We start from the raw sequence: 25271 nt of genomic DNA, 5'->3' as shown, positions 1-25271 counted from the left end.
GTATTAGTAGACCCCCTCTAATTTTGTGCTATCTTTTCTGTACCCTTATTTAGAATACTTAAACTAAACTCTTCAAAATAATCAATGTAAAGTCATCCCTCAATTGAAAATGCTGTAATTTTTCCAGCTCTTTATATACAGATTCTACAATTTCTTGAGGAGACAAATGCATGTATTTTCGAATTAATTTTATGATGTCCAATCTTTCAATAAATCCTTCTTCAGTTCTGCATTCTGTTACGCCATCTGTTAACAGAACAATCATATCGCCTTTTGAAAGCTGCTGCTCGTACTGAAGATATTTCACATGGCGATCAACTCCTAGCACGAGTCCTTTTGCTTCCAAATCTTCAAATGAATCAGCTTTGGCATCATAATAAAAACCTGGTTCATGCCCTGCAGATGCATAATCAAATAAGTTTGTCTCGGGATTATAGCTTCCGTAGAACATCGTAATAAACATACTTGGATCTACGTTTCGCTCTACAATATTATTCAAGTTCTCTAATACATAACTTGGATTTTTTCTTGAGTCCGGTAAGCTGTCCATTGCATATTTGATCATAGACATACACATTGCAGCTGGAATTCCTTTGCCGATCACATCGGCAATGGCAATACTTAACCCACCGTGCTCTTCTTCTACAAAGTGAAAATAATCTCCGTTCATCTGTTTAGCCGGTACGCTAATCGCACCAATTTCTAAAGTTGAACTAGCCGGAACCTTTGTCCCCAACAGCGTCTGCTGGACGTTAGCGGCAACTTCAATTTCAGAACGAAGTTCCCGCTGCTTATTTTTTAATGTTTGATGCTCGCGAAGAGCAAGACCGTAGCTAATCATTACCTCAAGTAAAAAGTCCAGAGAATGCAGCACTTTTTCTGGAATATCAGAATAAATTTCTTCAATCACTTCTTTATGAATGCTCACAATATCTTCTGGCGATATTTCATTCTCTAAAGATTTTCTACTTAGTTTTTGTCCTTGATACAAAATTTGTTCATTTTGTGTTTGGATATAGTTCCCCAAAATATCTTTGTATAAATCTCTCATCTCTTTATCAAAAGACATTATCTATTTCCTCCTACCGGAGCCACTTAACTGCTTTAATCTCAGTACCTTCTCCGACATTTGTTTCGATGTCAAACTCATCCATCAATCGTTTTACCCCAGGAAGCCCAGCTCCTAGTCCACCCGATGTTGAGTATCCATCTTCCATTACTTTGCGAACGTCGGGGATACCTGGCCCTTCATCTGTTGCTACGACAAGAAGACCGTTTTTTCCTCCACGATTTAATTTCTCAATATAGATTTGACCCTTACCCGCATATAGGTAAATATTACGAGCTAATTCAGAAATGGCGGTTGTAATACGAGCTTGGTCAACTGTTCCAAACCCTAGCTCTTTCGACACATTTCTACCTAATTGGCGTGCCGCTACGATGTCCCATTCTGTTACGATTTTTACGCTGGATTGGAATTCCATATACTAATCCCCCAATTCCGATTGGAGTTTCTCAAGACCTTTTTCTAAATCGAGTGCAGTAAGAACATCATTTAGGCCAATCCCTAACTCAACAAGTGTAATAGCTACTGCAGGCTGGATACCTGTTAATACTACTCTAGCCCCCATCAAATTAGACATGCTAACCACGTCACCTAAAACTTTTGCGATGAATGAATCGATCATATCAATTGAAGTTAAATCGATTACCACTCCTTTTGCTCCAGTTTGATGAATTTTACTTAGCAAATCTTCTTGGAATTGAATAGCCGTTTGATCATCCAGCTCCCATTGAATGGATACCAATAAATAGTCGTACAATTTCAAAATGGGTATTCTCACGTTTATTCCTCCGATTCTATATCAACTATTTTCCGCTCAGTCATTTCTAACGCAAACTCTACGCCTTTTTTTAATGAGTTTTTCGTAATAATTTCATTTAAGTTAATACCTAAGTTCACAATAGTCTGAGCAATTTCCGGACGAATTCCTACTAACAAACACTTGGCTCCAACCAAACGTACGGCTTCAGCAGCTTGAATCATATGATGGGCCACCATCGTATCCACTACTGGTACTCCGGTAATATCTATTAATACGACCTCTGATCGGTGCTTTACGACACCTTGCAGTAAGTTTTCCATAATTTTCTTTGCGCGATCAGTGTCAATTGTCCCTACAAGCGGCATTACGGTAATTTTATCAAATACCGGTATTAATGGAGCAGACAATTCTTGAAGTGCCACTTTTTGTAACATAACTGTATTTTCCCACGAGTTGGAGTATTGTTCTACTATTTTGTTATAAATAGGGCTTAACCACTTGTCAAACCGATAGAATAATTCAGAATGAGTTTGGTCAGCCTTTACATGTTCACTGTTTACATACCCTTCAACCACTACGTGACCCAAGTTACGTACACCCTGTGTCAAATAAGCAAGAGGCCATCCTAAACTCACAACTCGTCCTACTACTTCCTCTAGTTCCTCTGCAAAATTTTCCTGTTCACGGAATGCTTTTGCCAAAAGTAAATTTACAAAATCAGAGCTTACATTTACGTACACTTGCTCAGATACAATGTTTTTAATCCGCTCTGTTTCCACATCATTCATTAACACTAGCCATCGATCAAAAATTTCTGATTTATGATTTTGTATATAATTGAATAAATCTTGATTCATGAGGTCCTCCTTGTGAGTCAATACACTCATTTATATCTATCTATATATATTATCATTTTTAAAACGTTTCTTATTACAATATACGTTTACTGATTATTCCTAGTCAAATTAAAAAAGTTGCTCATAAAGGAGCAACTTAGCATAAATGGAAGTATAATTCTAAAAGTCGATAAGTCCTACACTGATTTGCAAGGCTTCATCCACTCTGTCCATCATTTCATCATCTAAATGGGTAATCTTGTCTGTTAGCCTCTGTTTATCAATAGTACGAATTTGTTCTAGTAAAATAACTGAATCTCGCTCAAATCCATAGCGCTTTGCATCAATTTCAACATGCGTAGGTAACTTTGCCTTTTGAATTTGAGCAGTGATCGCAGCTACAATAACAGTTGGGCTAAAACGATTGCCTATATCATTTTGAATGACAAGTACAGGGCGAACGCCTCCTTGTTCTGAGCCAACAACAGGAGATAGGTCAGCAAAATAAACGTCGCCACGTTTGACTACCAAGTCATTACCCCCCGCTTACTAAACGATCCACAGTATGATCAGCTTCATACTCTGCTAGAAAAGCCTCGGAAGCAATATTTAAGTTTATCTTTGCCATCTCCATATATCCACGTCTCATTGATTCGCGAATATGGCGTTTTTTTCGCTCACGAAGGTACAATTTTGTTGCTTGGTGAATAAAATCACTTCGGTTGCCATTTTCTTGTTTAACCATAAGATCGAGCTCCGATACTAAATTTTTCGGTAATCTTACTAGGATTTCTGTAGTTGCGCTCGCTTCAGACACAAACATACACCTCCAACATCAATACACACACCAATAGTCTCATCTTTCCTTATCATAACATTGATTAGCTTTAATGGAAAGTTAATTCTGTCAATTTCTACACTATTATCGTCAATTGATACCCTCTTTTATGCATGGAAGTTATTATTTTATTGTCTTTTATTCGCAGACTTTTTATGTTGACTCAGGAAGATGTATATTCAGCGCAAGATATAATTATTAACATCAATATGCTGCGAATCTCTTGTATAAACCCTCGGAACCCTTGCTGCAACCATGCAAGGGATTTCATAATTAATTGTTTCAAGATGCTTCGCTACTTCATCAATTGTAATTTCAGCACCTTTTTGTTTTCCAATAAATGTTACTTTTGTACCCATTTTATACATTTTAGGTAATTTAATCATCAATTGATCCATGCAGATTCTACCAACAATTGGCACTTTAACTCCATCTACTAATACTTCAAAATTGCTTAATTTACGAATCCAGCCGTCTGCGTATCCTACTGGAATAGTAGCAATCCATTCATCTTCTTTAGCTTCATAAGTAGCTCCGTAACTGATATGACTCCCTTTTTTGACTTTTTTAACATGCACAATACGGCTGTGCAGCGAAAAAGCTTGTTTTAACGGAATTGGCAAGACTTCTTTTAATTCCTCAGAAGGACTCAAACCATACATAGCGATACCTAAGCGTACGCCATTAAAGATATCTTTCGGACGACGAAGCAAGGCTGCGCTATTTGCACAGTGAATCATCGGAGGTGTAAAATTATATTCTTTCACAATTCGAACCATTTCTTCAAAGAATGTGTATTGTTCTTCAAAATAAGACGAGTTTAGCTCGTCTGCTGTTGCAAAGTGTGTAAACACTCCATCCAGCACGAATCCCGAATGAGAAGCGATGATCTTCATCGTTTCGTGTAATTCTTCTTTTGTTCTAACTCCCAAGCGACCCATGCCTGTATCTATTTTTAAATGCATATGCAGCTGACTGTTTTCACCTAGAATGGACGCCGCTTCTTCAATCCAAGCTTTGCTATAAGCAGTGACCGTTACATCCCACTCCAATGCAGTTTGAATGTGTAGGGTAGGCACGGCGCCTAATACTAAAATGGATTCCTTTATTCCTTTTTTCCGAAGAGCAATAGCTTCATCCAAAAAAGCTACAGCTAGCATATCAGCACCAGCTTGAAGCGCAATCTCTGCTACTTCTTTATCTCCATGCCCGTACGCATTCGCCTTCACTACGGCCATTAACGTTTTATGCCCCGGTATTAGTTCTCTTACATGATTCACATTTTGAAAAATGGCTTCTACATCAATTTCTGCCCATGTTTCTCTATAAAATGCATCCATTACTACGACACTTCCTTTTTTCAGAACCATTCTAAACGTACTTTCCTCTGTTAGTATAATACATCTATAGCCAAACTTCATCTCGATCTTTATTCAAATTAAGCAAGAACAAGCCTACATATATGCAGGCTTGTAAGCTTCTCTTATTTTCCCATCTGACTTTGCACAGATCTAGCAACTGTACTCAATTCATCTGGTGTTAGCTGATCAGAAGCCAGCATAAAGTCTACTCCATTATATGTCCAAGATAGACTTTTATCCGTTAAAGCTCCCACAGTAAAACCTAAATCAAATGGCTCTCCGGCAGTAACTGTAGATGTCGTTGTTTTTGCTACTTGCGCTTTTTCTTGTACAAGCGTAAACGGCTTTTCTCCTTTGTACATTAAAACGACTCTTTCGCCATTTTCTGTCTCAATTTTCTTTTCCTTGGACAGCTTTGTACCTTTTGGAACATCCTTAGGATAAAGGACGCTAAATGATTTCTGCTGAGCTAATGTCGGAACGTCAATCTTTGCACTTGTCATATTTCTTTTTGTATCAAAAGCCCCTTTATCAAACTTAGAATCGAATTTGACCTTAGAGAAATCAACTTTTATTAACACTTTATTATCCGTATCCATAATTTTAACCGAAACAGGCGCTAAGTCACTTTTGTTCAGCGTAATTTCTTGTTTAGGAAGCATCGTGCTATTTTGATAGTTGGTTTTTGTTTCAAAAATATAATGCTTATCCGTTGATTTAAAGCTTGCCTTTTCATCCTTCACAATATCTTGGACAAGGGATTCATACAAATAAGCTTGACTGCTATTTTGCGGCCAGTCACTTTGAAAACGAAAGCTTTTATTTAAGGCAGGCGTTAAAACAAAAACCCCTTCATCATTACGCAAAATCATTTGGCTTTGATCTTTCTTTGTATTTTTCAAATTCACTCGATAATACATAGGCTTACTATGCCAAATCTCTACATCATATACTTGAGCATCTTTCCCTGTATTTAATGTCATCTTAGCATCTGATTTATAACCCGCCATTTCTTGTACCTTGGCATCCAATGCATCTGTTACATCCTGCTGACTTTTTTCACCGCATGCTGATAAGGCTAAGAGAAAAAAGGCGCAAACAAATAAGCCAATCCATTTTTTATGCATTTCCCCAACTCCTTTATTTCGTATATTCACAGCTAAACGGAGAAGCAAGAACATATCTTGTCTCCCCTATCCACACTATGAATATATGAACAAGAAATAGTGAATATGCAGACTAGCTTGACAAGCGTTCAATAATTACTTGAGCAATTGCATAGTGCGCACTGTGGGAAATAGATACGTGTACGGACGCGTCCAGTGGTTGTTTTGTAACAATGTGGGGCTTTCCTCTTTCATCATTCACGATTTCGATATCTTGGAAGCTGAAATCTTTTCCTATTCCTGTTCCAAGAGCTTTCGAATATGCTTCCTTCACAGCAAATCTTCCTGCTAAAAATTCGACCTTACGTCGGCTTGATAGCTTTTCATAGCGTTCTTTTTCATTTTTTGTTAAAATCCGAGTAACAAAAGCGCTTTGACGCTGCACCATTTTTTCAATCCGCTCTAACTCTGTAATATCAATTCCAGTTCCTATAATCATTTTCATTTAATCCTCTCTTACAGAATAGTATATAAAAATGCCTTTATAAAAGGGAGTGACAAATATGTTCGTACGCACAGAAAATGCAGCTGAATTTAAACGTTTTTACCCTGTTACCTTCACGCTTATCTGCATCCACATTGCGCTATGGTTACTTGCCGCTCTTCCCTCAAACCTTGCAGAATCTTTTATACATCAGCTTATTGGTGTGAATAGCTTAATTTCTCAAGGAGACTACTGGCGACTTTTCACACCTATCTTTTTGCATCTAAGCTTTTCACACCTTCTTTTTAACTCATTTTCATTGTTCTTGTTAGGGCCAGGTGCTGAGCGTATTCTTTCTTCTTATAAGTTTCTTCTATTCTACCTTACGTGTGGATTTCTTGGAAATATCGTTACATTTCTAACCCAATCTTCTTTCTACAGCCATGTGGGTGCATCCGGTGCCATTTTCGGGCTGCTCGGGTTTTACCTCTACCTTGTAATAAAACAAAAGCATATGCTTTCTCAAAGTAACCAGCAAATCATTGTCGTCTTCTTAATTATTGGATTACTTTCAGGTCTGCTAACGCCAAGAACCAACAACACAGCTCATTTCGTTGGAGGTATTGCTGGATTTCTTCTCGCTTTTCTCGTGTTCAAACAGAAAAACAAGCCACAGATATGAGGCCTGCTTTAAGATTTAATATAAAAAGTGGATGAGTTAATAAATTCCACATCTTCATAAGACTTCAAGTCTCTTACTAACTGAAAGAGCGCTTCATCTTTTTTCTTAGCTTCAATCATGCAATCAATTTGCGGTATCGTTCCATTTACTTCTTTTAAAAAGCTGTAAAACCCATGAACATCGATATAATCTGCATGGGCTCTAAATTCTTTATCACTTTTAGGACTAGATATATGCATTTTTAGAGGAAGCGTTTCCTGTTCCCACGTTCTAGTGATACGGTCCCAATGCTCTTGCCATGGAGTTTCATCGTTGTTTGCCTGATGATGATGAAGATCAAAAATGATTGGGACATTTAGTTTTTCACATAAATACAAGACGTCCTTTATATGAAAGGTTGTATCGTCGTTTTCTAACATAATCATTTGCTGAAGGGATTGAGGTACAAGCCCCCAATTATGAATAAACTGCTCCAATGCTTTTTCTTTATCATTATAAGCCCCTCCGACATGTAAAACACAGCGATTTTGAAGAGGAATATCCATTCCTTTCAGCAACTTTTGATGCATGCGAAGAGTTTGAATAGAATGCTTAAAAACCTCTTTATCCGTTGAGTTTAAAACAACAAAATGATCCGGGTGAAAATCTACTCGCATTGGATGTTCTTTCAAAAATACAGAAATACGCTGAAGAGCATCCTTTAAAGGAGCTATGTAGTTCCATTCTTTTAGCGCCTCATGGTTAGCTAATGGAATTAACTTAGAACTGAATCGAAAAAACTCAATTTCACTCCACGCATTATGTTTTAATAAACGTAAGCAGTTTTCTAAGTTGGATATTGCAATACGTTCGAGCTTGCGAATGGCCGCTTCATGGTCTTTCACACGCTGAAATTGTGCAAAAGTCATTGTTTGAGAAGGAGAACTATTTTCCAAATGAACGCTCATCGCCACATAACCTAACCGAACAATGGTCGACATCAGTGAACACCCCATTTTATTTTACTCATAGTGTGCACCAATAAAATAGCAATTAACACATAAAAAAACGAGCCTGTTAAGGCTCGTTTTTATTTTACGCTTTGCTGCGAGAATCTTTACGATTACTGCTGCTATTACGATTTCTATTATCACTGCCGTTGCTTCCACCGCGACGCTTGTCACCAAAACGCTTTGAGTTTCCACGACGATTTTGCTGTGAGTAGTTTTTAGAGTTAGAACGTGAACGACCTCCGCCATTTCCACGTTTGTTTTTATCACCTTTTGCAATTACTGGTGGTTCAGCAGTTAATTGAATTGGTGATTCGTTTGGTTCTTTTGTAAATAATTTGATCGCTGCTGCCACTAATGAAACTGAATCGTGCTCTTCAAGTAACTCTTCTGCCAACTGTTTGTAGTAAGATAAGTTGCCTTGTGTCACAGATTCTGTTAATTTGTCAGCTGCAATACGCTGTTGACCTTCCATTGCTTCATCAAGCGTTGGAGGAGTAAGACGCTCCATTTTACGTTTTGTTGTACGCTCAATATTGTGTAACTGTCCAGTTTCTCTTGGCGTTACAAATGTCATAGCAGCACCCATTTTACCAGCACGTCCTGTACGTCCGATACGGTGTACATAGCTCTCTGGATCTTGAGGGATATCAAAGTTGTATACATGAGTAACACCAGAAATATCAAGTCCGCGTGCAGCTACGTCCGTTGCAACTAATACATCAATAGAACCTTCTTTAAATTGACGTAGTACAGATAGACGTTTCGATTGCGTCAAGTCACCATGGATACCTTGTGCAGAATAACCACGCATATTTAATGCTTCTGATAACTCATCTACACGGCGCTTTGTACGACCAAAGATGATAGCTAATTCAGGTGATTGCATATCTAAAAGACGAGTAAGGATATCAAATTTACGCTTTTCTTGTACTTCTAAATAATACTGCGTAATGTTTGGCATCGTTACTTCTTTTGCTTGTACTTTTACCACTTTTGGTTCGTTCATGAATTTTTCAGCAATGCGACGGATTGGAGTAGGCATTGTTGCTGAGAATAAAAGTGTTTGGTGGTTCTCAGGTACGTTTGATAAGATTTTTTCAATGTCTTCGATGAATCCCATGTTTAACATTTCATCTGCTTCATCTAAAATAACTGTATGAACATCTTGTAGACGAAGTGTACGACGATTAATATGATCTAGCATACGCCCTGGTGTCCCTACGATGATATGAGGGTGCTTTTTCAATGCACGAATTTGACGACTGATATCTTGACCACCGTAAATTGATAGCACGCGTACGCGCTTTGTTTGACCAATTTTGTAAAGTTCTTCAGATACCTGTACAGCAAGTTCACGAGTAGGAGCAATAATTAACCCTTGAATTGCATCTACGTTTACATCAACTTTTTCAATAAGAGGAATACCAAATGCCGCTGTTTTCCCTGTTCCTGTTTGTGCTTGTCCGATCAAATCGTGACCTTCTAGTGCTAATGGGATAGTTTCTGATTGAATTGGTGTTGCTTCTTCAAAACCCATTTTACTCACAGCTTTATTAAGCTGTTGACTTAATCCTAAATCTTGAAATAATGCCAAGTTTTTCAAACTCCTTTTATATTTAGACTATCTATATTTTACAAAAAAAAGCATTCTCCGAGGAAACGGAAAATGCTCTAAACGACTACTTCAATAAATTCAACGTTTAGAGTATAAGCGCCTCAAGACACTCAGACTACATCATAACACTATGGCTTTCCGTTTGCAATAGAGCTTACTTATACTCTTTTTAATATCACGGTAATTTATGCATCATTTTTGAGATAACTTCCTCAAGCTTCATGCCTCGAGATGCTTTCACTAAAACCACATCTTCTCTTGTTGTAATCGCTGTTAATTTTTTAACAAGCTCATCTTTCTCCTCAAAGTGCATTACCTTATCTTCTGCAAAATTATTTTTTGCTCCTTGCTCAATTTCAACAGATAAGGGGCCGTATGTTAGAACATAATCAATTTTTTCTGCTTGAATAAACTCTCCCACTTCTTTGTGGAACTCTTTTTCCTGATCGCCTAATTCAAGCATATCCCCGAGAACAAGAATTTTTTGCTTATAGCCTTCTAAATCATGCATCAACGTGATAGCAGCTTTAACGGACGTTGGGCTTGCGTTATATGCGTCATTAATGAAGGTCAGGCCATCTGTTCGTTTCACGAGCTCCATACGCATATTGGTTAGTTTTAATTCTTTTAATCCCTTAGCGATTGTTTCATTGTCTAGTCCAAAATAATGACCTACCGCAATAGCAGAAAGCGCATTGTGAACATTATGTTTACCTAATACCGGAATAAAGAATGGATATGTTGTTTCACGTGAAACAGTGAATGTTGTGCCTAACTCTTCAGCTGAAATAGCACTTGGATACAAATCGTTTTGTTCTGAGCTGCCAAATGTCACCGTTTCAAATACTGGATTAACAACGCGCGACGTTAAAAGTGGCTCATCACCATTATAGACAAGCTGACCTGTTGGCGCTAAGCCGCTTGTAATTTCTAATTTTGCCTCCGCAATTCCATCACGGCTTCCTAAGTCTTGAAGGTGCGATTCTCCGATATTTGTAATAATGGCCACATCAGGCTCCGCTAAATTAGAAAGAAACTCAATTTCCCCTCGGCTGCTCATGCCCATTTCTAAAACTGCAATATCATGAGTTTCATCTAAACGCAAAATAGTAAGCGGCATACCAATATGATTATTAAAGTTTCCATCTGTTTTCAGAACGCGGTAAGTTGTATCGAGCACAGCTTTCACCATGTCTTTTGCTGTTGTTTTTCCGTTACTTCCTGTAATGCCCACTACTTTAATATCTAACTCGTGACGATAGGATTTCGCTAATTGCTGAAGAGCTTCTAGCGTATCATCGACTAAAATAACACTAATGTCTGTCGGTGGATTTTCTTCATCTTTGTTCCACAGTGTAGCGAGCGCTCCGTTTTCAATTGCTTTATGAACAAATGCATGCCCGTTAAAACGTTCCCCTTTAATTGGGATATATAAATTACCTTGCTGAATGGTTCTCGTATCAATTGAGACTCCCTCAATTACAGCTGCTTCGTTTCCACTATGAAATATACTTCCTGGAATCATTGTAGCTAACTGTGTAAGCGTACGTTTAATCATTTTTGGTTTGCTCCTCTCGATATAAAGTTAACTATGGATAACATTAATTGAAACTAAACACAGAAACACTATTCATGATGAATAGTGTTGTGTGAGTTACATTGTGTGTTTAATTTGCTGCTTTTCGGTATGACGTTCAATTGCTAGTGATACAAGTTTTTCGATTAAATCTGGATATTCAACACCTGCGTGTTTCCACAATAACGGGAACATACTGAAAGGTGTAAAACCAGGCATTGTATTCACTTCATTAATAATGAATTTACCTTCTGATGTTAAGAAGAAATCTGCACGTACAAGACCAGATCCATCAATTGCTTTAAATGCTTTGATTGCTAGTGCTGACATTTCTTGATGCTGTTCTTCTGTAATTTCAGCTGGAATAATAAGGCCTGTATCGCCGTCTTCATATTTGGCTTTGTAATCGTAAAACGCTTTTTTAGGTAAGATTTCTCCAACTACTGAACAAGCTGCATCATCATTACCTAACACACCAATTTCAACTTCACGACCAATTGCTGCTGCTTCTACAATGATTTTCCGATCGAATAAGAAAGCTTCAACAAATGCTGCTTCTAACTCGTCGCGGTTATCACATTTGCTAATCCCAACGCTTGAACCTAAATTTGCTGGTTTAACAAAGCAAGGGTATCCAAGTGTTTCTACTTTTTCATAAGCAGCTGTTCGATCTGCTTCCCACTCGCGGCGGATAAATGATACGTACTCTACTTGAGGGAGACCTGCCTGTGCAAACAGCTGCTTCATTACAACTTTATCCATACCAGCTGCTGAAGCTAATACGCCGTTTCCAACATAAGGAATATTCAATAATTCTAATAATCCTTGTACCGTACCATCTTCTCCATTTGGACCATGAAGAAGTGGGAAAATAACATCTAGCTGATCATCTGTTTTTGAATCTGTTAATGCAAACATTTCCGTATTCAATGAAACTGGTGAAATAGCAGTTCCATTATCTTGAATTTCTAATTGAGCAACCGTTTCAAGCGGACCAGTCAGCTGTGTGCCGCGAATCCACTTTCCTGTTTCTGTAATGTAAATTGGATGCACTTCATATTTATCGTGATTAATTGCTTTTGAAACTGCTAGAGCTGTTTGTAAAGATACTTTATGTTCAGCGGATTTTCCTCCGTATAAAAGGCCAAGCTTAATTTTCACTGATGTTCCTCCTAACACATATTCATCTTTTCTATTTTATCATGCACGTTTAGATAGTAAACAGAAATATTAACTATTATTACGTATGTCAAAATAGCTAGGCTTGTGAAAGAAATTCCATCGCCTACCTTTATTATTTAGAATCATCTTTCCCAATGGCTCATTTATTCTTGAAAAAACTTTCTTGATTTTAAATCTTTTTTAAAAGTTTATTTGTAAAGTTTATTTATGCTAAAGATAACCATCAACAATCGAAACTATAGTTCTGGTACAAATCAGGAGGTTCAACAAACATGAGTAAAATGGGCAAGAAGATGATTGCTGCATGCAGTGTAGCCATTGGAAGTATTTATGCAACGGGCTATATAAACACTCTATCTGATGCACAAGCTGTTCAAGTCACACCGGCTCATCATCAGAAAAAAACGACAGATCAGACAGACAATCAAACGATTGTCAATGACAGCTGGGGAGAAGATATAGCTTCGTCTAATAAAAACCAGTCATCAGCAAGTACCGAAAGTTCTGCTCCTAAAACAAAATACAAAGATGGTACGTATTCTGGCCAAGGAAGCAACCGTATCGGAACCGTCTACGTATCCGTGACCATTAAAAACGACCGAATTGATACAGTTGAAATTACAGAAGCAGATACTCACTATTCTCAAAGTTACATTGAGGACCTTCCGTCTCAAGTCGTACAAAGACAAAGCTCAGACGTCGACGTCGTGAGCGGAGCAACACTTAGTACAGAAGATTTTCAAAATGCCGTGGATGACGCACTTCAGCAAGCAATGAATGCATAAAGGAGAAACGAACGATGTCCATAAAAACGTATAGCCGCTCTGTATTATGTATGGGAACAACCGTCTCACTTCAAGTAATTGCTCCGCAATCAGAGGAAGCAAATGTCCTTCACCATATTTCAAAGGCATTTACTATTTTTAAAGCCGTTGAAACGACGTGCAGTCGATTTGATGCGAAAAGCGAAGTGATGAAACTAATTAGACATGTCAAAGAACCCGTTTCTGTTAGTCCTCTATTATTTGAAGCCCTTTATTTCGCTGTCTTAGTAGCAAATGAAACGTATGGAATCTTTGACCCAACGGTAGGAAAACAATTAGAAAACCGAGGTTTTAACGAACATTACTTATATGGAAATTCCATACAAACGGACGAAGCAGTCGATTCTGGAAGTTATAAAGATATCGTATTGGATACACATAAAAAAACGGTTCTCTTACAAAAACCGATGATTATAGATCTTGGAGCGGTTGCCAAAGGATTAGCTATTGATTTGGCTGCCCGCTCCCTTCCTTATCAGCATTTTATGATTAATGCCGGAGGAGACATTCTAGTTAAAGGACTCAATCAACACGGAGAGTTATGGAAAGTCGGGATTCAGCACCCTCGGATTCAAACGCAGTCATTACTGACTTTACGTGTAACAGATACGGCTGTCTGCACATCAGGAAATTATGCTAGAAAAAATAAGACGCAACCATCCATGCATCATTTGGTTAATCCCTTATCTCCATCCACTCGAAGCAGTCTAATGAGTTGTACAGCGATTGCTCCTTCTGCCATGATGGCCGATGCATTATCTACATCAGCTTTTATTTTAGGAGCGGAAAAAGGAGTAAATTTATTGAATGATGCCGACATACGCGGCGTACTCTTCGACTCTAGTTTCACTCCTTTTTTCACATCAGATATGGAGGAATTAATGAATTATGACCACACGTTCTGAACGAAGAAGCGGTGTTAAATATATTAGTACACCAAAAGGTTATATTATTGTAGATGAAAACAAACCAAAAGAAATAAGTCGGTGGGCGCAGCTAGTTAAAACACCTAAAAGATACGTGATGGCTATGCTGCTGCTTTTAACCTTATTAGGTGAATTCAACTCTTCTGCCTTTCAAGGATTAGGACACCTACTGCTTGCCATATGCTCGGCGGCCGCCTTAGATTTAGGATTTTCTTTTGCTTATAAAAAGAAAATTCAGCTCCCTGACGGCGGGATCATTACTGGATTAATTATTGCCTTAGTGCTTAGCACATCTACACCGCCTTCGGTCACATTTTGCACCGTAGCTGTAGCGATTTTATCCAAGCACTTAGTAAAAGTAAAAAAGAAGCCTATTTTTAACCCTGCCGCTTTTGGTCTTCTCTTTTCGCTTATTGTCTTTTCAAGCGGCCAAAGCTGGTGGGGAAGCTTATCTTTACTACCCGTCTGGCTCATTGTATTCGTGTTTGTGACAGGGTACCTTGTGACAAGCAAAGTAAATAAATTCCCTCAAGTATTTGCGTTTTTAGGCGTGTATTTTGCTATTTTTGCGATTATGTCATTAATAGGAGTAGGTGATGTAGCGGATGCTTTAAGAGCTCCTTTTGTCAATTCTGCTTTATTTTTAGCCTTCTTTATGGTGACGGATCCGCCAACTTCTCCTGCGAAGTATAAAGACCAAATTAAATTTGGGCTGCTTGCGGGGGCAATTAGCGCCGTAGATTACTTAGTTTTTGGCGGCCTCGCCTATTTATTAATTGGCCTGTTACTTGCTAATGCATGGAAAGCATGGAAGGCTGCAAACAAAAAAGTGATGAAAAAAGCTGCCTAATGACAGGCAGCTTTTTTCATAGCGGAATTTTCACATAAAATTCCGTACCCACGTTTTTTTGACTAAAAACCTTAATTTCTCCGTTATGGGCTTGTACAATCCATTTGGCAATCGCCAGACCTAATCCTGACCCTCCTTCGGCACGGGCTCGGTTCTTATCACTTCGATAAAAACGATCAAACACATACGGAAGATCTTTCGCTTCAATTCCAATGCCTGTGTCTTTGACAATTAGCATCATAGAGTGGTGATGTTTCTTTAGACTAATATGAATACTTTCTCCAGGTGGGGTGTACTTAAAAGCGTTGTCTAATAAAATCATACATAGCTGATGAAGTCGTTCTTGATCTCCTCCACACATTAACGATTCAATTTCCCTTGTGAAGTGCAGCTCTTTTAGTTCAAATATAGGCTCAAACTGATTAGCTACTTTATCAACGAGCTCACCCATATTAAAGACCGTTTTGTTTAGCAGCTGTGCACTTGAATCAGATCTAGCCAGTGTTAGTAAGTTGCCAACCAGCTTCGTCATCCGTTTCACTTCGTTTAAGCTTTGATAAATATTTTCGCTTTCTTGCTCAATCGTATGATTTGGTCGTCTAAACAATAGCTCGAGATGCGTTTGCATCACGGAAAGAGGCGTCCTTAACTCATGGGAAGCATCTGCAATAAATTCGACCTGTTTGTTCCAAGACTTTTGGATAGGCACAAGCGCTCGATTGGCTAAAAACAAGCCAGCTACAAGCGAAAGAAGCAGTCCAATAAAAGCTGAAATGATAAGAAGAAAAGCAAGGTGCTCTAAGGTTTGAGTTTCTGGATCTACGTTTAAGACAAGTTGAATTGTTGAAACGTCTTGATCTTTTATATATCCTTCGTTTTTCACATTCATCACTCGATAAGCATGACCGTTTACTTCTTGCGACGTTTGGATTTTTCCTTCTGAGAGTGCAGGCTTAAAGTCGTCAATATCGTTTGTATATAACCCTTTTTTAGGTGTAATTTTGATTAGTTTTTTATCACTGCTCCAAAGTAAAAACGCAACGCGCCGTTCTGTTTCTCTCTCATTGTTTTCTTGGATCTCATGTAAGTTTCTTTTTTTAACCTGCTCGCTCATCTCACTTAGCCGATTGTCCGGGTTTAAAAAAATAAGATGCTGCATGTAAAAATACAAAACTACACTAAAAATGCTCAAAATAACCATCAGCACCATTGTGTTAAATAACACAAGCCTGATTCTCGTCTTTTTAAACATGCTCTTCCCCTTTTAACATAAAGCCTACGCCTCTCACTGTACGTACATAACCGTCACAATTAAAAGGCTGAAGCTTCTTTCTTAAATGGTGAACATAGACATCTACTACACCCACTCCTACGTCAGATGTAAACCCCCATACCCGATTAAAAATTTGATCTCGAATAAGGATTTGTTCTTTATTTCGAATAAAGTATTCCAAAAGCTGAAATTCTTTAATCGTTAACGTTAGGGCACTCCCATTTATTATAACTTCATGATTGGCTTCTCGTATAGAAATGGGACCATATGAAATCATGCCTTCTTCTGCCTGCAAGTCTCTGAGCATCACTCTTAACCTTGCAAAAAGTTCAGCCATGGCAAAAGGCTTAACCAAATAATCATCAGCTCCATAATCAAGTCCTTTCACTCGATCTTCTACACTATCTTTTGCAGTAAGAAAAATAACTTTCGTCAGCACCTTTTGTTTTCTTAGCTTTTTTAGTATGTCAAGCCCTGTCATACCCGGCAGCATAATATCTAAAATCAAGGCATCATAAATATTCTGCTCTGCTAAAAACAAACCTTCATCTCCTTCAGACGCACAATCCACTTCATATCCTTCTTCTTTTAAGCCTTCTACGATACCGTGTAATAATGAAGCATCATCTTCTACCACAAGTACACGCATATCAAATTCCCCCTTTTGTGAGTACCTAAGTAAGCATTATCTTAGCATGTCACTTTTAAAAATATTTTAAAACTAGCGTGTTATCATCTCTTATACTTTATAAAAAAAGTTATGCCTGCAAGCAGGCATAACTTTTAACTAAACGCTATTTATGATCAGGACGTCGGTAAATGAACACCGCTTCTTTTGGCAGTTTACCAAACAAAAAGCTAGCAAACGGTAAAAGACGATGACATCCCCAAATGATGAGGTAACAGCCCGCTAATGTTAGAATATAGCGTGCCAAGATTTCAAAGTGAAACATGTAGTTTCCTTGTATTGGTACTGCTTTTGCCACAAAGTTTAAAACCATTGGATGAATCAAGTAAAATCCAAACGAGTACATGGCAATATTTTTAACAACCGTCACGGACTTCATAGAAAGCTTTTCAGCTAATATCTCTGCAATTCGGAAGAAGAAATAACTTCCCACCACCAAATAAATTGTATTAACAGCCTCATACGTAAAGCCTGAAATTTGAATTGTCTTCATTGTGTATAAGTGATAATTTAACAGTGAAATAGCTATTCCCGATCCGAGCGTCACCAGAAATAATACAATATTTGAACGACTATACTTTTTATCCACTTGTTCGCGATAATAAACACCAATCCAACCGCCGAGTAAAAACGTAGCCATCGTATTTAAAAATAAATTAAATGAAGTGATATGATACTTATTGTTAAGCATTAAATAACCAAGCTGAATGATAATACCAAACAGCCACATGTATTTTTTAAAAATGGTTACTTTTTGTGCTAGCCATACAAAAATCGGCAGCACGAGATACACTTGTACAATTAAAAAGATAAAATGAAGCTGATAGTAAGACTCTCCGCGTAAAATACGTTTCACAATATCAGCTGCATTTAATTCTGTTGCTCCCACATAGTACGAATAAAATTCATAAATAAGTGCCCAAATAACATAGGGAACTAAAATATATGTCACTCTTCGAGCATAATACGTTTTCCATAAAGTCTTTGTTAACGGCTTGTTAATATAACTATAAAAGAAAACTAAACCTGTGATCACAATGAAGATCCCTGCTTCAATTCGAACAATTCGGTTAAGGAAATGATATTTCTGATAAGCTTCGCTTGCAAATGGCAGTACCGTTGCATAAGCTGCTGTTACATGTACGAGCACAACCATCATCATAGCGAATAATCGTAAAAAATAAATGGATTGAATATGCTGCTTTTGTTTTTGCTTCACTTTTTCTCTCCTATATAATGTGAAATATAAATTCTAGATGAATAATAGAACATTCAATTTTTTCTTATCTTTCCCGTTTTACAAATAAAAAAGCTAATAACATAAAATAAATGTTATTAGCTTTACTCGTTTGTATTTTATCTTTCCTCTTGCTATCACGCAACTGAATTTACAAAAACAATAAAGAACTTGAGTATAAAGGCCTAATTAAGTGCCTTTTATTTACGGTGCATTTTAAATTCTAAAAATAACTCATTATAATAAGCAAGCATTCGTTTGCCTAAGTTATTATATACTTCAAGCTTATTGGTTAGTTCTTCATCCGGATAAAAACGTTCATCTTCCGCTACTTCTTTCGGCAAATAATCTAGCGCTTTTTCATTAGGTGTAGAATACCCTACATATTCTGCATTTTGAGCAGCGTGTTTAGGATCTAGCATAAAATTCATGAATTTATGTGCACCTTCTACGTTTTTAGCCGTTTTTGGAATAACCATGTTATCGAACCATAAATTCGAACCTTCTTCTGGAACAACGTAATTCAGCTTATCGTTTTCACTCATAATTTCAGAAGCATCACCTGACCAAACAACGCCAACTGCCGCTTCTTCATTTGCTAGGAGCATCTTAATCTCGTCTCCTACAATGGCTTTAACATTTGGTGTTAATGTATCAAGCTTTCTTTTTGCTTCTTGAAGATGGGCTTTATTCGTATCATTTAATGAATAATTTAAGCTGTTTAGCCCCATTCCCATCACTTCTCTAGCGCCATCTGCAAGTAAAATTTTATTTTTCAGCTTAGGATCCCATAAATCATTCCAACTTTTTATCTTCTTGCCATGAATCATATTAGAGTTATACACAATACCCACAGTTCCCCAAAAATAAGGAATAGAGTACTTATTGCCAGGATCAAAGGATAAGTCTAAAAAACGCGGATTAATGTATTTTAAATTAGGCAGCTTCGAATGATCAATTGGCAATAGTAAATTTTCTTCACGCATCTTGCTAATCGCGTACTCAGAAGGCACAGCAATATCAAATGTTGTACCACCTTGTTCAATTTTGGTCATCATTGCTTCATTCGAATCAAAGGTCTGATAAATGACTTTAATTCCGGTTTCTTTTTCAAACTGATTCACTAAATCAGGATCAATATAATCTCCCCAATTATAGACAGTCAGCGTATCTCCTCCAGAGTATCCTTCGGCATTGTTCAAATGATGAACCACATACATAAGAACGAAAGAAAGGATGACGATGAAGATAAACGGCTTTGCTAATTGCTTCATTTTCCAGTCGCCACCCCTTTCACTTTATTGCTATATCGCTGACTGATAAAGTAATAACCAATCACAATCAGCACGGTAAACATGAAAATAAGAGTAGAAAGAGCATTGATTTTCAGCGAGACCCCTCTTCTTGCTAACGAGTAAATTTCTACTGAAAGCGTGGAAAAACCGTTCCCGGTCACAAAGAAAGTAACGGCAAAGTCATCCAAAGAGTAAGTTAAAGCCATAAAAAAGCCTGCAAAGATACCAGGACGAATAAATGGCAATACCACTTTCGAAAGTACTTCAAAGCGGCTTGCTCCCAAATCACGGGCTGCATCGAGCAGTGTCGGACTCATTTCCTGCAGCTTAGGCAGAACCATGATGACCACAATCGGTACACTGAATGCAATATGTGCTAATAATACCGATATAAATCCGAGCTTTACACCGATAATGGTAAATAGAATTAAAAAAGATGCGCCAATAATAACATCTGGACTCACAATTAACACATTATTAAATGTTAACAGCGTATTTTGAACACGTCTACGCTTCACGTATACGATAGCAAGTGCTCCTATCACGCCAATAATCGTTGAAATAACCGAAGACAATAGAGCAATAATTAAGGTATTCAAGACAATAATGAGCAAACGTGTGTCTTGAAACACTTCTTTGTACCAATCTAACGTAAACCCTTCAAATTCTCGCATGTTTCCTCCGCTGTTAAAAGAGTAATACATTAAATAGAAAATGGGCGCGTATAAAATGAAAAAGACAAAAAATAAATAAAGGTGGCTGAACTTCCACTTTCTCTTCACTTTACACCCCTCTCTTTCCAGTGCCCGTTATGAGCATCATAACGGCCATCGCAATAATTAAAAAGACGGCAATTGTAGCTCCCATGCCCCAATCCTGCGTCACTAAAAAATGTTGTTCAATCGCCGTTCCCAGTGTAATAACGCGGTTTCCAGCAATTAAACGCGTAATCATAAAGAGTGATAGTGCTGGAATAAAAACAGCCTGACAACCTGATTTAACCCCTTCTAGCGTTAGCGGAAATACCACGCGCTTAAATGTCACCCATGAAGATGCTCCCAAGTCTCGAGAAGCGTAGATAAGCGAGGGATTAAGTTCTTCTAAAGAGTTAAAAATCGGCAAAATCATAAAGGGGATAAAAATATACACCGATACAAATACAAAACTAAAGTCAGTAAATAAAATTTGATGAGTGCCAAGTCCCAGAAATTCAGTAAATTTATTAACCGTACCGTACGTGCCAAATATACCTAAAAAAGCATAAGCTTTTAATAATAGGTTAATCCACGTCGGTAAAATAATCAGTAAAAGCCAAAGCTGCTTATGCTTAAGCTTCGTTAGTAAATAAGCTGTGGGATAAGAAAAAACCAAGGAAAATAACGTAATTAAAAAGGCATACCAAAATGAGCTCAGCGTCATCTGTAAATAAACAGGGGTAAAAAATTTCTTATAGTTTTCAAGCGTCAGCTCATTATCAATGCTAAAAAAAGAATAATAGACAACTAATACAATGGGAGCAACTACAAAAAGCAAAATCCATAACACGTACGGGACTAAGTAAATATTTCTTGATTTAGTTTGCATGGTAATCCTCTTCATAACCTTCGAGTCGCTTATCGAATTCTTCTTCCGTTTCATTAAATCGCATAACATGAATAGCTTCAGGTTCGAAATATAAACCAATTTCTTCGCCAACCGTTGCCTTTTTCGTAGAGTGAACGAGCCACTCATTCCCTGCATGGTCATAGCCTAAAATTTCATAATGGACTCCTCTGAACAGCTGTGAATCTACACGAACCTGCAGCTTCCCTTGATCGGAGCTTGTAATGGCTAAATCTTCAGGTCGAATCACAATTTCAACCTGCTCATTTTGGTTTAACCCTTGATCGACACATTCAAATTGCTGGCCGCCAAACTCCACTAAGAAGTCAGCAATCATTTTACCTGGCACAATATTTGATTCACCAATAAAATCAGCAACAAAACGATTGATTGGCTCATCATAAATATCTGTAGGTTCCCCGCTCTGCTGAATTCTTCCTTTATTTAAAACAAAGATTTCATCGGACATCGCAAGCGCTTCTTCTTGATCGTGCGTAACAAAAATGAACGTAATACCTAGACGGCGCTGTAATTCTCTTAACTCGTATTGCATTTCCGTACGCAATTTTAGATCAAGAGCTGAAAGCGGCTCGTCCAGCAAAATAACTTCAGGCTGATTTACAATTGCTCGTGCAATGGCTACGCGCTGTCTTTGGCCGCCCGACATTTCCTTCATTTCTCTGTTTTCATATCCTTCTAAGTTAACAAAACGAAGGGCTTCTTTAACTTTTATTGTAATATCAGCATTTTTCATCTTCTTGATTCGAAGACCAAATGCTACATTTTCAAACACATTCAAATGGGGGAAAAGCGCGTAGTCTTGAAAAACCGTATTAACCTGACGTTTGTTAGCCGGGACATCATTAATTCTTTTCCCATTAAAATAAATCGTTCCGCTTGAGGCTTCCGTAAAGCCTGCAATTAATCGTAAAATCGTTGTCTTTCCACATCCCGATGGACCTAAGAGGGTATAAAACTTCCCTTTTTCAATTTCAAAGCTTACATGATCCAATACAACTGAATCATTATCATATTGCTTGGTCACATTTTCAAATTGAATAATTGTATTCGTAGATGTCATTTCACTTCACCTCTTTTGTTCTATAAATAAGACTCTGTCGCCACAATAATTAACTCTGTTATTCCGTCATGAGCATTTAAAATCTGATGTTCTTCAGAAGCTTGAAAATAAATGGTTTCTCCTTGTTTGGCTTCATATATTCTGCCTCCAAGCTTCACCTTCACACACCCGCGCAAAATATAGCCAAACGTTTCTGAAAGAGAAGGCTCAAATCTCTTAAATGCACCTTTTTCATGAAGAATAAGACGAATTGGCTCCATTTCTTTTTCATTTGACTCATGCACAAGCCACTGAATATGGTAACCTTTTTCATCTTCGCAATAACTCGTGTAGTCTTCCTCTCTGTATACAACCTTTTGAACATGCGTATCAATTTCAAAGAATTCTTTCGGTTCGCATCCTAGCACTTCCAAAATACTAAAAAATGTTTCTAAAGACGGCGAACTTAAATCGCGCTCTAGCTGTGAAATATAGCCTTTGCTTAAATCAGTACGTTCTCCTAGCTCTTCTTGTGTTAAACCTTTTTTTAATCGTAAATTTTTAATTTTCTTTCCTATTTCCATACTCTCGATCCTCAACTGTATTTAAAATTAGCAAACAGCATGAATGATTGTTCATGCTGTTCCAAGCTCAAGTTTTGTTTTACTTAACTTAAAGTTTACTTTTAACCTTAAAATATTATACATGAATTATTTTTTAGTACAACCTTAAACACTTAAAAAATAAAAACTCCTTTTATTTAAAAGGAGTTTTTATTTTCATTTATACAACTTATGCGTTTCGTACTGTTTCCCGGATAATGTATCAAACTCAACTTCATGGTAATCTTGAAGGTCTTTTGCAGCTTTTTTAGATAGCGCTGCCGGATCATCCACTAGCTTTCCTTTTGAATCTATATACATATTTGAACGAAAAGCCGGCACTTCTGTTTTCATTTGATTCAACTGATCGTAGAACAGATTACTTTTGTAACCAAGAGATTGAGCAAGCGTCGGAGCAATATAAATAGGACTCATCGTACCGAGATTTTTATCTATTTTCGTATCGTAATTAGATAAAAATAAGAGCGGTGTCTCATAAAATTTTTGAGATGTTTGCTGCGTTTTCTCGTTTCCAAAACCCGTTTCTTTGTAAGCTTGAAGGTTTTGTCCAAGTGCTGGCAAATGATCTCCCCAAAATACTACAATGGTCGGCTCGTCCAGCTTTTGAATTTCATCGTTCAATCGTTTTAAAGCAGCATCTGAACGTTTAATTCCTTCAGCATAAATTTCAATTTCCTTTTGCATTTCCGGTGATAACCCTTTACCGGTTACTTTAATGGTTTCCTGACCATTATACTTATCCGCTGAATAAGGAAGATGATTTGCAATCGTTACAGCATGCACAAATGCAGGCTTTTTCGACTGACGAAGCGTATCGAGCACTTCATCAACTACCGCTTCATCGGAAACGAATTCTTTGTTATCTTTTTGCGTATGCTTCATTTGATCAATAAACTTCACTTGATCAAATCCCAAATTTGGGTACACATTTTGCCTCATATAAAGCATACCGCTGTTTGGATGCATAGCTGTTGTAGCATAGCCTTGTTTTTCTAAATAAGAGACAAAAGATGGATATTCTTTTTTACTCAATACATGCTGATAAGGAAGGCCTCCAGGGTTAAAGAAAGACAAAGAGTAGCTCGTCAGCGCTTCAAACTCCACATTAGCTGTCTCTCCGCCAAATGAAGGACTTAAAGACCACCCGGAAGGATATTTCTTTTGAAGTTCTCTTGTATTTTTCATTGGATCTTCAGAGAATGTCACGTTAAGCTTTGTTGGATCCCAAAACGTTTCGTTCATCACAAACACGACGTTTGGTTTGACTTCAGCCTTGCTTTCTTGTGTTTTCTCTTCCTTTGACTGAATGCGCTTTGCTACTTTCGCCATAGCTTCTTCTGAGTAGTCATCTGGCTCTTGGAGTACATCTGTTTTAATATTTGAAATCATGCCAATAACAGGTCCATTATAGTAATAATTATTTTGCTGATTCCACGGCATCAGCGCAGCATATTGATCATAATATTTTTGAGCAAACGAGTGTTCAAAGAATAAAAATGATTTCATTAAAAAGATGAGCGGCAGAATCATAATAATTCGAAGAAACCATCGAATTTTAATTTTCGGCAAGAAAAACCAAAGAGCGATCAGTACGATAATAGATCCAATAACTCCTATTACAATGGGAATTGAAATCGAATCTTTAATCATTGGAATAACTTCTTTTAACTGACTGGCCTGAATAAAATCGTTCGGGAACAACGGTTCATTTCGAAAGATTTTTTTATAATAGTTTACAAGAGCTAAAATAAAATACAGAACAAAGGTAATTCCAGCTCCTAAATAAGCTTCCCCTACTAGCATAATGATCGCTAGTGTTAACAGCGAAAGTAAAAATACCGTAAAAAGATAGCGTTCGGGATATACTTGCATCCACTCTATTGTTTTGCCTGGATTATGTATATCAATATGATAGATAACAAAAACCATAGCAGAAACGGCTGCTACGGCAATTGAAAACACAATTGCCGTAAAAATGGCATACCACTGCGAACCTTGTATTCTCTCTATCTGATTAAATTGAAGTAGCAAATAGAAAGTGAGCGCCCATAAGATAAATGAGCATCCCCCTATTAATACTACGAACCCAGCTGTATGGATTTGGGCCCAGTCAAACAATATTTTTGTGTCATTTGATACATTAAACATAACAACACTGTATAAAAAAACGCTAAGCAGACCATACGCTGCCAGCATTGGCAAAGAACGATACAAATGTTTAAACATAACCTTAAGCCTCCTATTTACAATATCTTAACACTTTTAATATAATTTTAACATTCCTATCTCTCTCGCTTTCACGCCTAATTTTCCCATAATCATACCACTAACATTTCCCGAGAAATTCCACACAAAAAAAGCCCGCTTTTCTTATAAAAAGACGGGCCTCTTAGCC

Annotated in this window: 26 protein-coding genes; 4 read left to right on the top strand and 22 right to left on the bottom strand. The window is 37.5% G+C overall.

The window, feature by feature from the left end; all coding sequences use genetic code 11:
• Positions 1-58 precede the first annotated feature (58 nt).
• The 9 genes from BG04_RS12590 to acpS form a co-directional block, all read right to left on the bottom strand.
• On the bottom strand, positions 59-1069 hold the full coding sequence (locus BG04_RS12590; RefSeq protein ID WP_013055008.1) for a PP2C family protein-serine/threonine phosphatase: 1011 nt from the start codon (positions 1067-1069) through the stop codon (positions 59-61).
• A gap of 13 nt (positions 1070-1082) precedes the next feature.
• On the bottom strand, positions 1083-1484 hold the full coding sequence (locus tag BG04_RS12585) for an anti-sigma regulatory factor (protein WP_013055007.1): 402 nt from the start codon (positions 1482-1484) through the stop codon (positions 1083-1085).
• Positions 1485-1487: 3 nt separating this feature from the next.
• Positions 1488-1844, bottom strand: coding sequence for an STAS domain-containing protein (locus BG04_RS12580; RefSeq protein ID WP_013055006.1), 357 nt, complete (start codon positions 1842-1844; stop codon positions 1488-1490).
• 2 nt (positions 1845-1846) lie between these two features.
• Positions 1847-2683 carry an RsbT co-antagonist protein RsbRA gene (locus tag BG04_RS12575; RefSeq protein ID WP_034654854.1) on the bottom strand — a complete coding sequence of 279 codons (837 nt, stop codon included), beginning with the start codon at positions 2681-2683 and terminating at the stop codon, positions 1847-1849.
• A 159-nt stretch (positions 2684-2842) separates the two neighbouring features.
• Entirely contained in the window at positions 2843-3193 is a 351-nt protein-coding gene (gene ndoA, locus BG04_RS12570) for a type II toxin-antitoxin system endoribonuclease NdoA (protein ID WP_013055004.1), read from the bottom strand.
• Positions 3194-3197: 4 nt separating this feature from the next.
• Positions 3198-3479 (bottom strand): CopG family ribbon-helix-helix protein, encoded by a 282-nt coding sequence (locus BG04_RS12565; RefSeq protein WP_013055003.1) that lies wholly within the window; start codon positions 3477-3479, stop codon positions 3198-3200.
• Positions 3480-3679: 200 nt separating this feature from the next.
• Positions 3680-4840 carry an alanine racemase gene (gene alr, locus BG04_RS12560; RefSeq protein ID WP_412761895.1) on the bottom strand — a complete coding sequence of 387 codons (1161 nt, stop codon included), beginning with the start codon at positions 4838-4840 and terminating at the stop codon, positions 3680-3682.
• Between the two features lie 143 nt (positions 4841-4983).
• Positions 4984-6042 (bottom strand): LolA family protein, encoded by a 1059-nt coding sequence (locus BG04_RS12555; protein WP_016762756.1) that lies wholly within the window; start codon positions 6040-6042, stop codon positions 4984-4986.
• A gap of 58 nt (positions 6043-6100) precedes the next feature.
• A complete protein-coding gene (gene acpS, locus BG04_RS12550; protein ID WP_025753519.1) occupies positions 6101-6466 on the bottom strand; it encodes a holo-ACP synthase in 366 nt (121 codons plus the stop codon).
• A 64-nt stretch (positions 6467-6530) separates the two neighbouring features.
• On the opposite strand from acpS, the gene BG04_RS12545 reads away from it, so the two are divergent.
• On the top strand, positions 6531-7133 hold the full coding sequence (locus tag BG04_RS12545) for a rhomboid family intramembrane serine protease (protein ID WP_034654858.1): 603 nt from the start codon (positions 6531-6533) through the stop codon (positions 7131-7133).
• Between the two features lie 8 nt (positions 7134-7141).
• Here the strand turns inward: BG04_RS12545 and uvsE are convergent, their stop codons facing one another.
• From uvsE to BG04_RS12525, 4 genes are all read right to left on the bottom strand, one after another.
• Positions 7142-8113 (bottom strand): UV DNA damage repair endonuclease UvsE, encoded by a 972-nt coding sequence (uvsE, locus tag BG04_RS12540; protein WP_034654859.1) that lies wholly within the window; start codon positions 8111-8113, stop codon positions 7142-7144.
• A gap of 94 nt (positions 8114-8207) precedes the next feature.
• Positions 8208-9719, bottom strand: a complete 1512-nt coding sequence (gene cshA, locus BG04_RS12535; protein ID WP_016762753.1) for a degradosome RNA helicase CshA — start codon at positions 9717-9719, stop codon at positions 8208-8210.
• A 196-nt stretch (positions 9720-9915) separates the two neighbouring features.
• Entirely contained in the window at positions 9916-11298 is a 1383-nt protein-coding gene (locus BG04_RS12530; protein ID WP_034654861.1) for a UDP-N-acetylmuramoyl-tripeptide--D-alanyl-D-alanine ligase, read from the bottom strand.
• 96 nt (positions 11299-11394) lie between these two features.
• The gene (locus tag BG04_RS12525) at positions 11395-12477 is read right to left on the bottom strand and encodes a D-alanine--D-alanine ligase (protein WP_034654863.1); all 1083 of its coding nucleotides are present in this window, start codon (positions 12475-12477) and stop codon (positions 11395-11397) included.
• A 293-nt stretch (positions 12478-12770) separates the two neighbouring features.
• On the opposite strand from BG04_RS12525, the gene BG04_RS12520 reads away from it, so the two are divergent.
• From BG04_RS12520 to BG04_RS12510, 3 genes are read left to right on the top strand one after another with little or no spacing between them, the layout of a single operon-like run.
• Entirely contained in the window at positions 12771-13283 is a 513-nt protein-coding gene (locus BG04_RS12520) for an FMN-binding protein (RefSeq protein WP_016762750.1), read from the top strand.
• 14 nt (positions 13284-13297) lie between these two features.
• Complete coding sequence (locus tag BG04_RS12515) at positions 13298-14227, top strand: FAD:protein FMN transferase (protein ID WP_034654865.1); 930 nt, start codon at positions 13298-13300, stop codon at positions 14225-14227.
• Positions 14211-15098, top strand: coding sequence for an RnfABCDGE type electron transport complex subunit D (locus BG04_RS12510; RefSeq protein ID WP_034654866.1), 888 nt, complete (start codon positions 14211-14213; stop codon positions 15096-15098). The genes BG04_RS12515 and BG04_RS12510 overlap by 17 nt, the downstream gene beginning before the upstream one ends.
• Before the next feature lie 16 nt (positions 15099-15114).
• Here the strand turns inward: BG04_RS12510 and BG04_RS12505 are convergent, their stop codons facing one another.
• The 9 genes from BG04_RS12505 to BG04_RS12465 all read right to left on the bottom strand — a co-directional run bounded on the left by BG04_RS12505 (position 15115) and on the right by BG04_RS12465 (position 25102).
• Entirely contained in the window at positions 15115-16350 is a 1236-nt protein-coding gene (locus BG04_RS12505; protein ID WP_034654868.1) for a sensor histidine kinase, read from the bottom strand.
• Positions 16343-17020 carry a response regulator transcription factor gene (locus BG04_RS12500; protein ID WP_034654870.1) on the bottom strand — a complete coding sequence of 226 codons (678 nt, stop codon included), beginning with the start codon at positions 17018-17020 and terminating at the stop codon, positions 16343-16345. The genes BG04_RS12505 and BG04_RS12500 overlap by 8 nt, the downstream gene beginning before the upstream one ends.
• A 145-nt stretch (positions 17021-17165) precedes the next feature.
• Entirely contained in the window at positions 17166-18278 is a 1113-nt protein-coding gene (locus BG04_RS12495) for an acyltransferase (protein WP_034654871.1), read from the bottom strand.
• A 218-nt stretch (positions 18279-18496) separates the two neighbouring features.
• Complete coding sequence (locus tag BG04_RS12490) at positions 18497-19570, bottom strand: ABC transporter substrate-binding protein (protein ID WP_034654874.1); 1074 nt, start codon at positions 19568-19570, stop codon at positions 18497-18499.
• Entirely contained in the window at positions 19567-20373 is an 807-nt protein-coding gene (locus tag BG04_RS12485) for an ABC transporter permease (protein ID WP_013054988.1), read from the bottom strand. The genes BG04_RS12490 and BG04_RS12485 overlap by 4 nt, the downstream gene beginning before the upstream one ends.
• Position 20374: 1 nt before the next feature.
• Complete coding sequence (locus BG04_RS12480; protein ID WP_013054987.1) at positions 20375-21175, bottom strand: ABC transporter permease; 801 nt, start codon at positions 21173-21175, stop codon at positions 20375-20377.
• A complete protein-coding gene (locus BG04_RS12475; RefSeq protein WP_034654876.1) occupies positions 21165-22274 on the bottom strand; it encodes an ABC transporter ATP-binding protein in 1110 nt (369 codons plus the stop codon). The genes BG04_RS12480 and BG04_RS12475 overlap by 11 nt, the downstream gene beginning before the upstream one ends.
• A 20-nt stretch (positions 22275-22294) precedes the next feature.
• Complete coding sequence (locus BG04_RS12470; protein WP_013054985.1) at positions 22295-22837, bottom strand: helix-turn-helix domain-containing protein; 543 nt, start codon at positions 22835-22837, stop codon at positions 22295-22297.
• Between the two features lie 195 nt (positions 22838-23032).
• The gene (locus BG04_RS12465) at positions 23033-25102 is read right to left on the bottom strand and encodes an LTA synthase family protein (RefSeq protein WP_034654879.1); all 2070 of its coding nucleotides are present in this window, start codon (positions 25100-25102) and stop codon (positions 23033-23035) included.
• Positions 25103-25271: the final 169 nt, after the last annotated feature.

The organism is Priestia megaterium NBRC 15308 = ATCC 14581, from assembly GCF_000832985.1.
In the GTDB taxonomy this organism is placed as follows: Bacteria; Bacillota; Bacilli; order Bacillales; family Bacillaceae_H; genus Priestia; species Priestia megaterium.
Note: the sequence above shows the minus strand (reverse complement) of the source record. Positions and strands in the feature narration are given on the sequence as shown.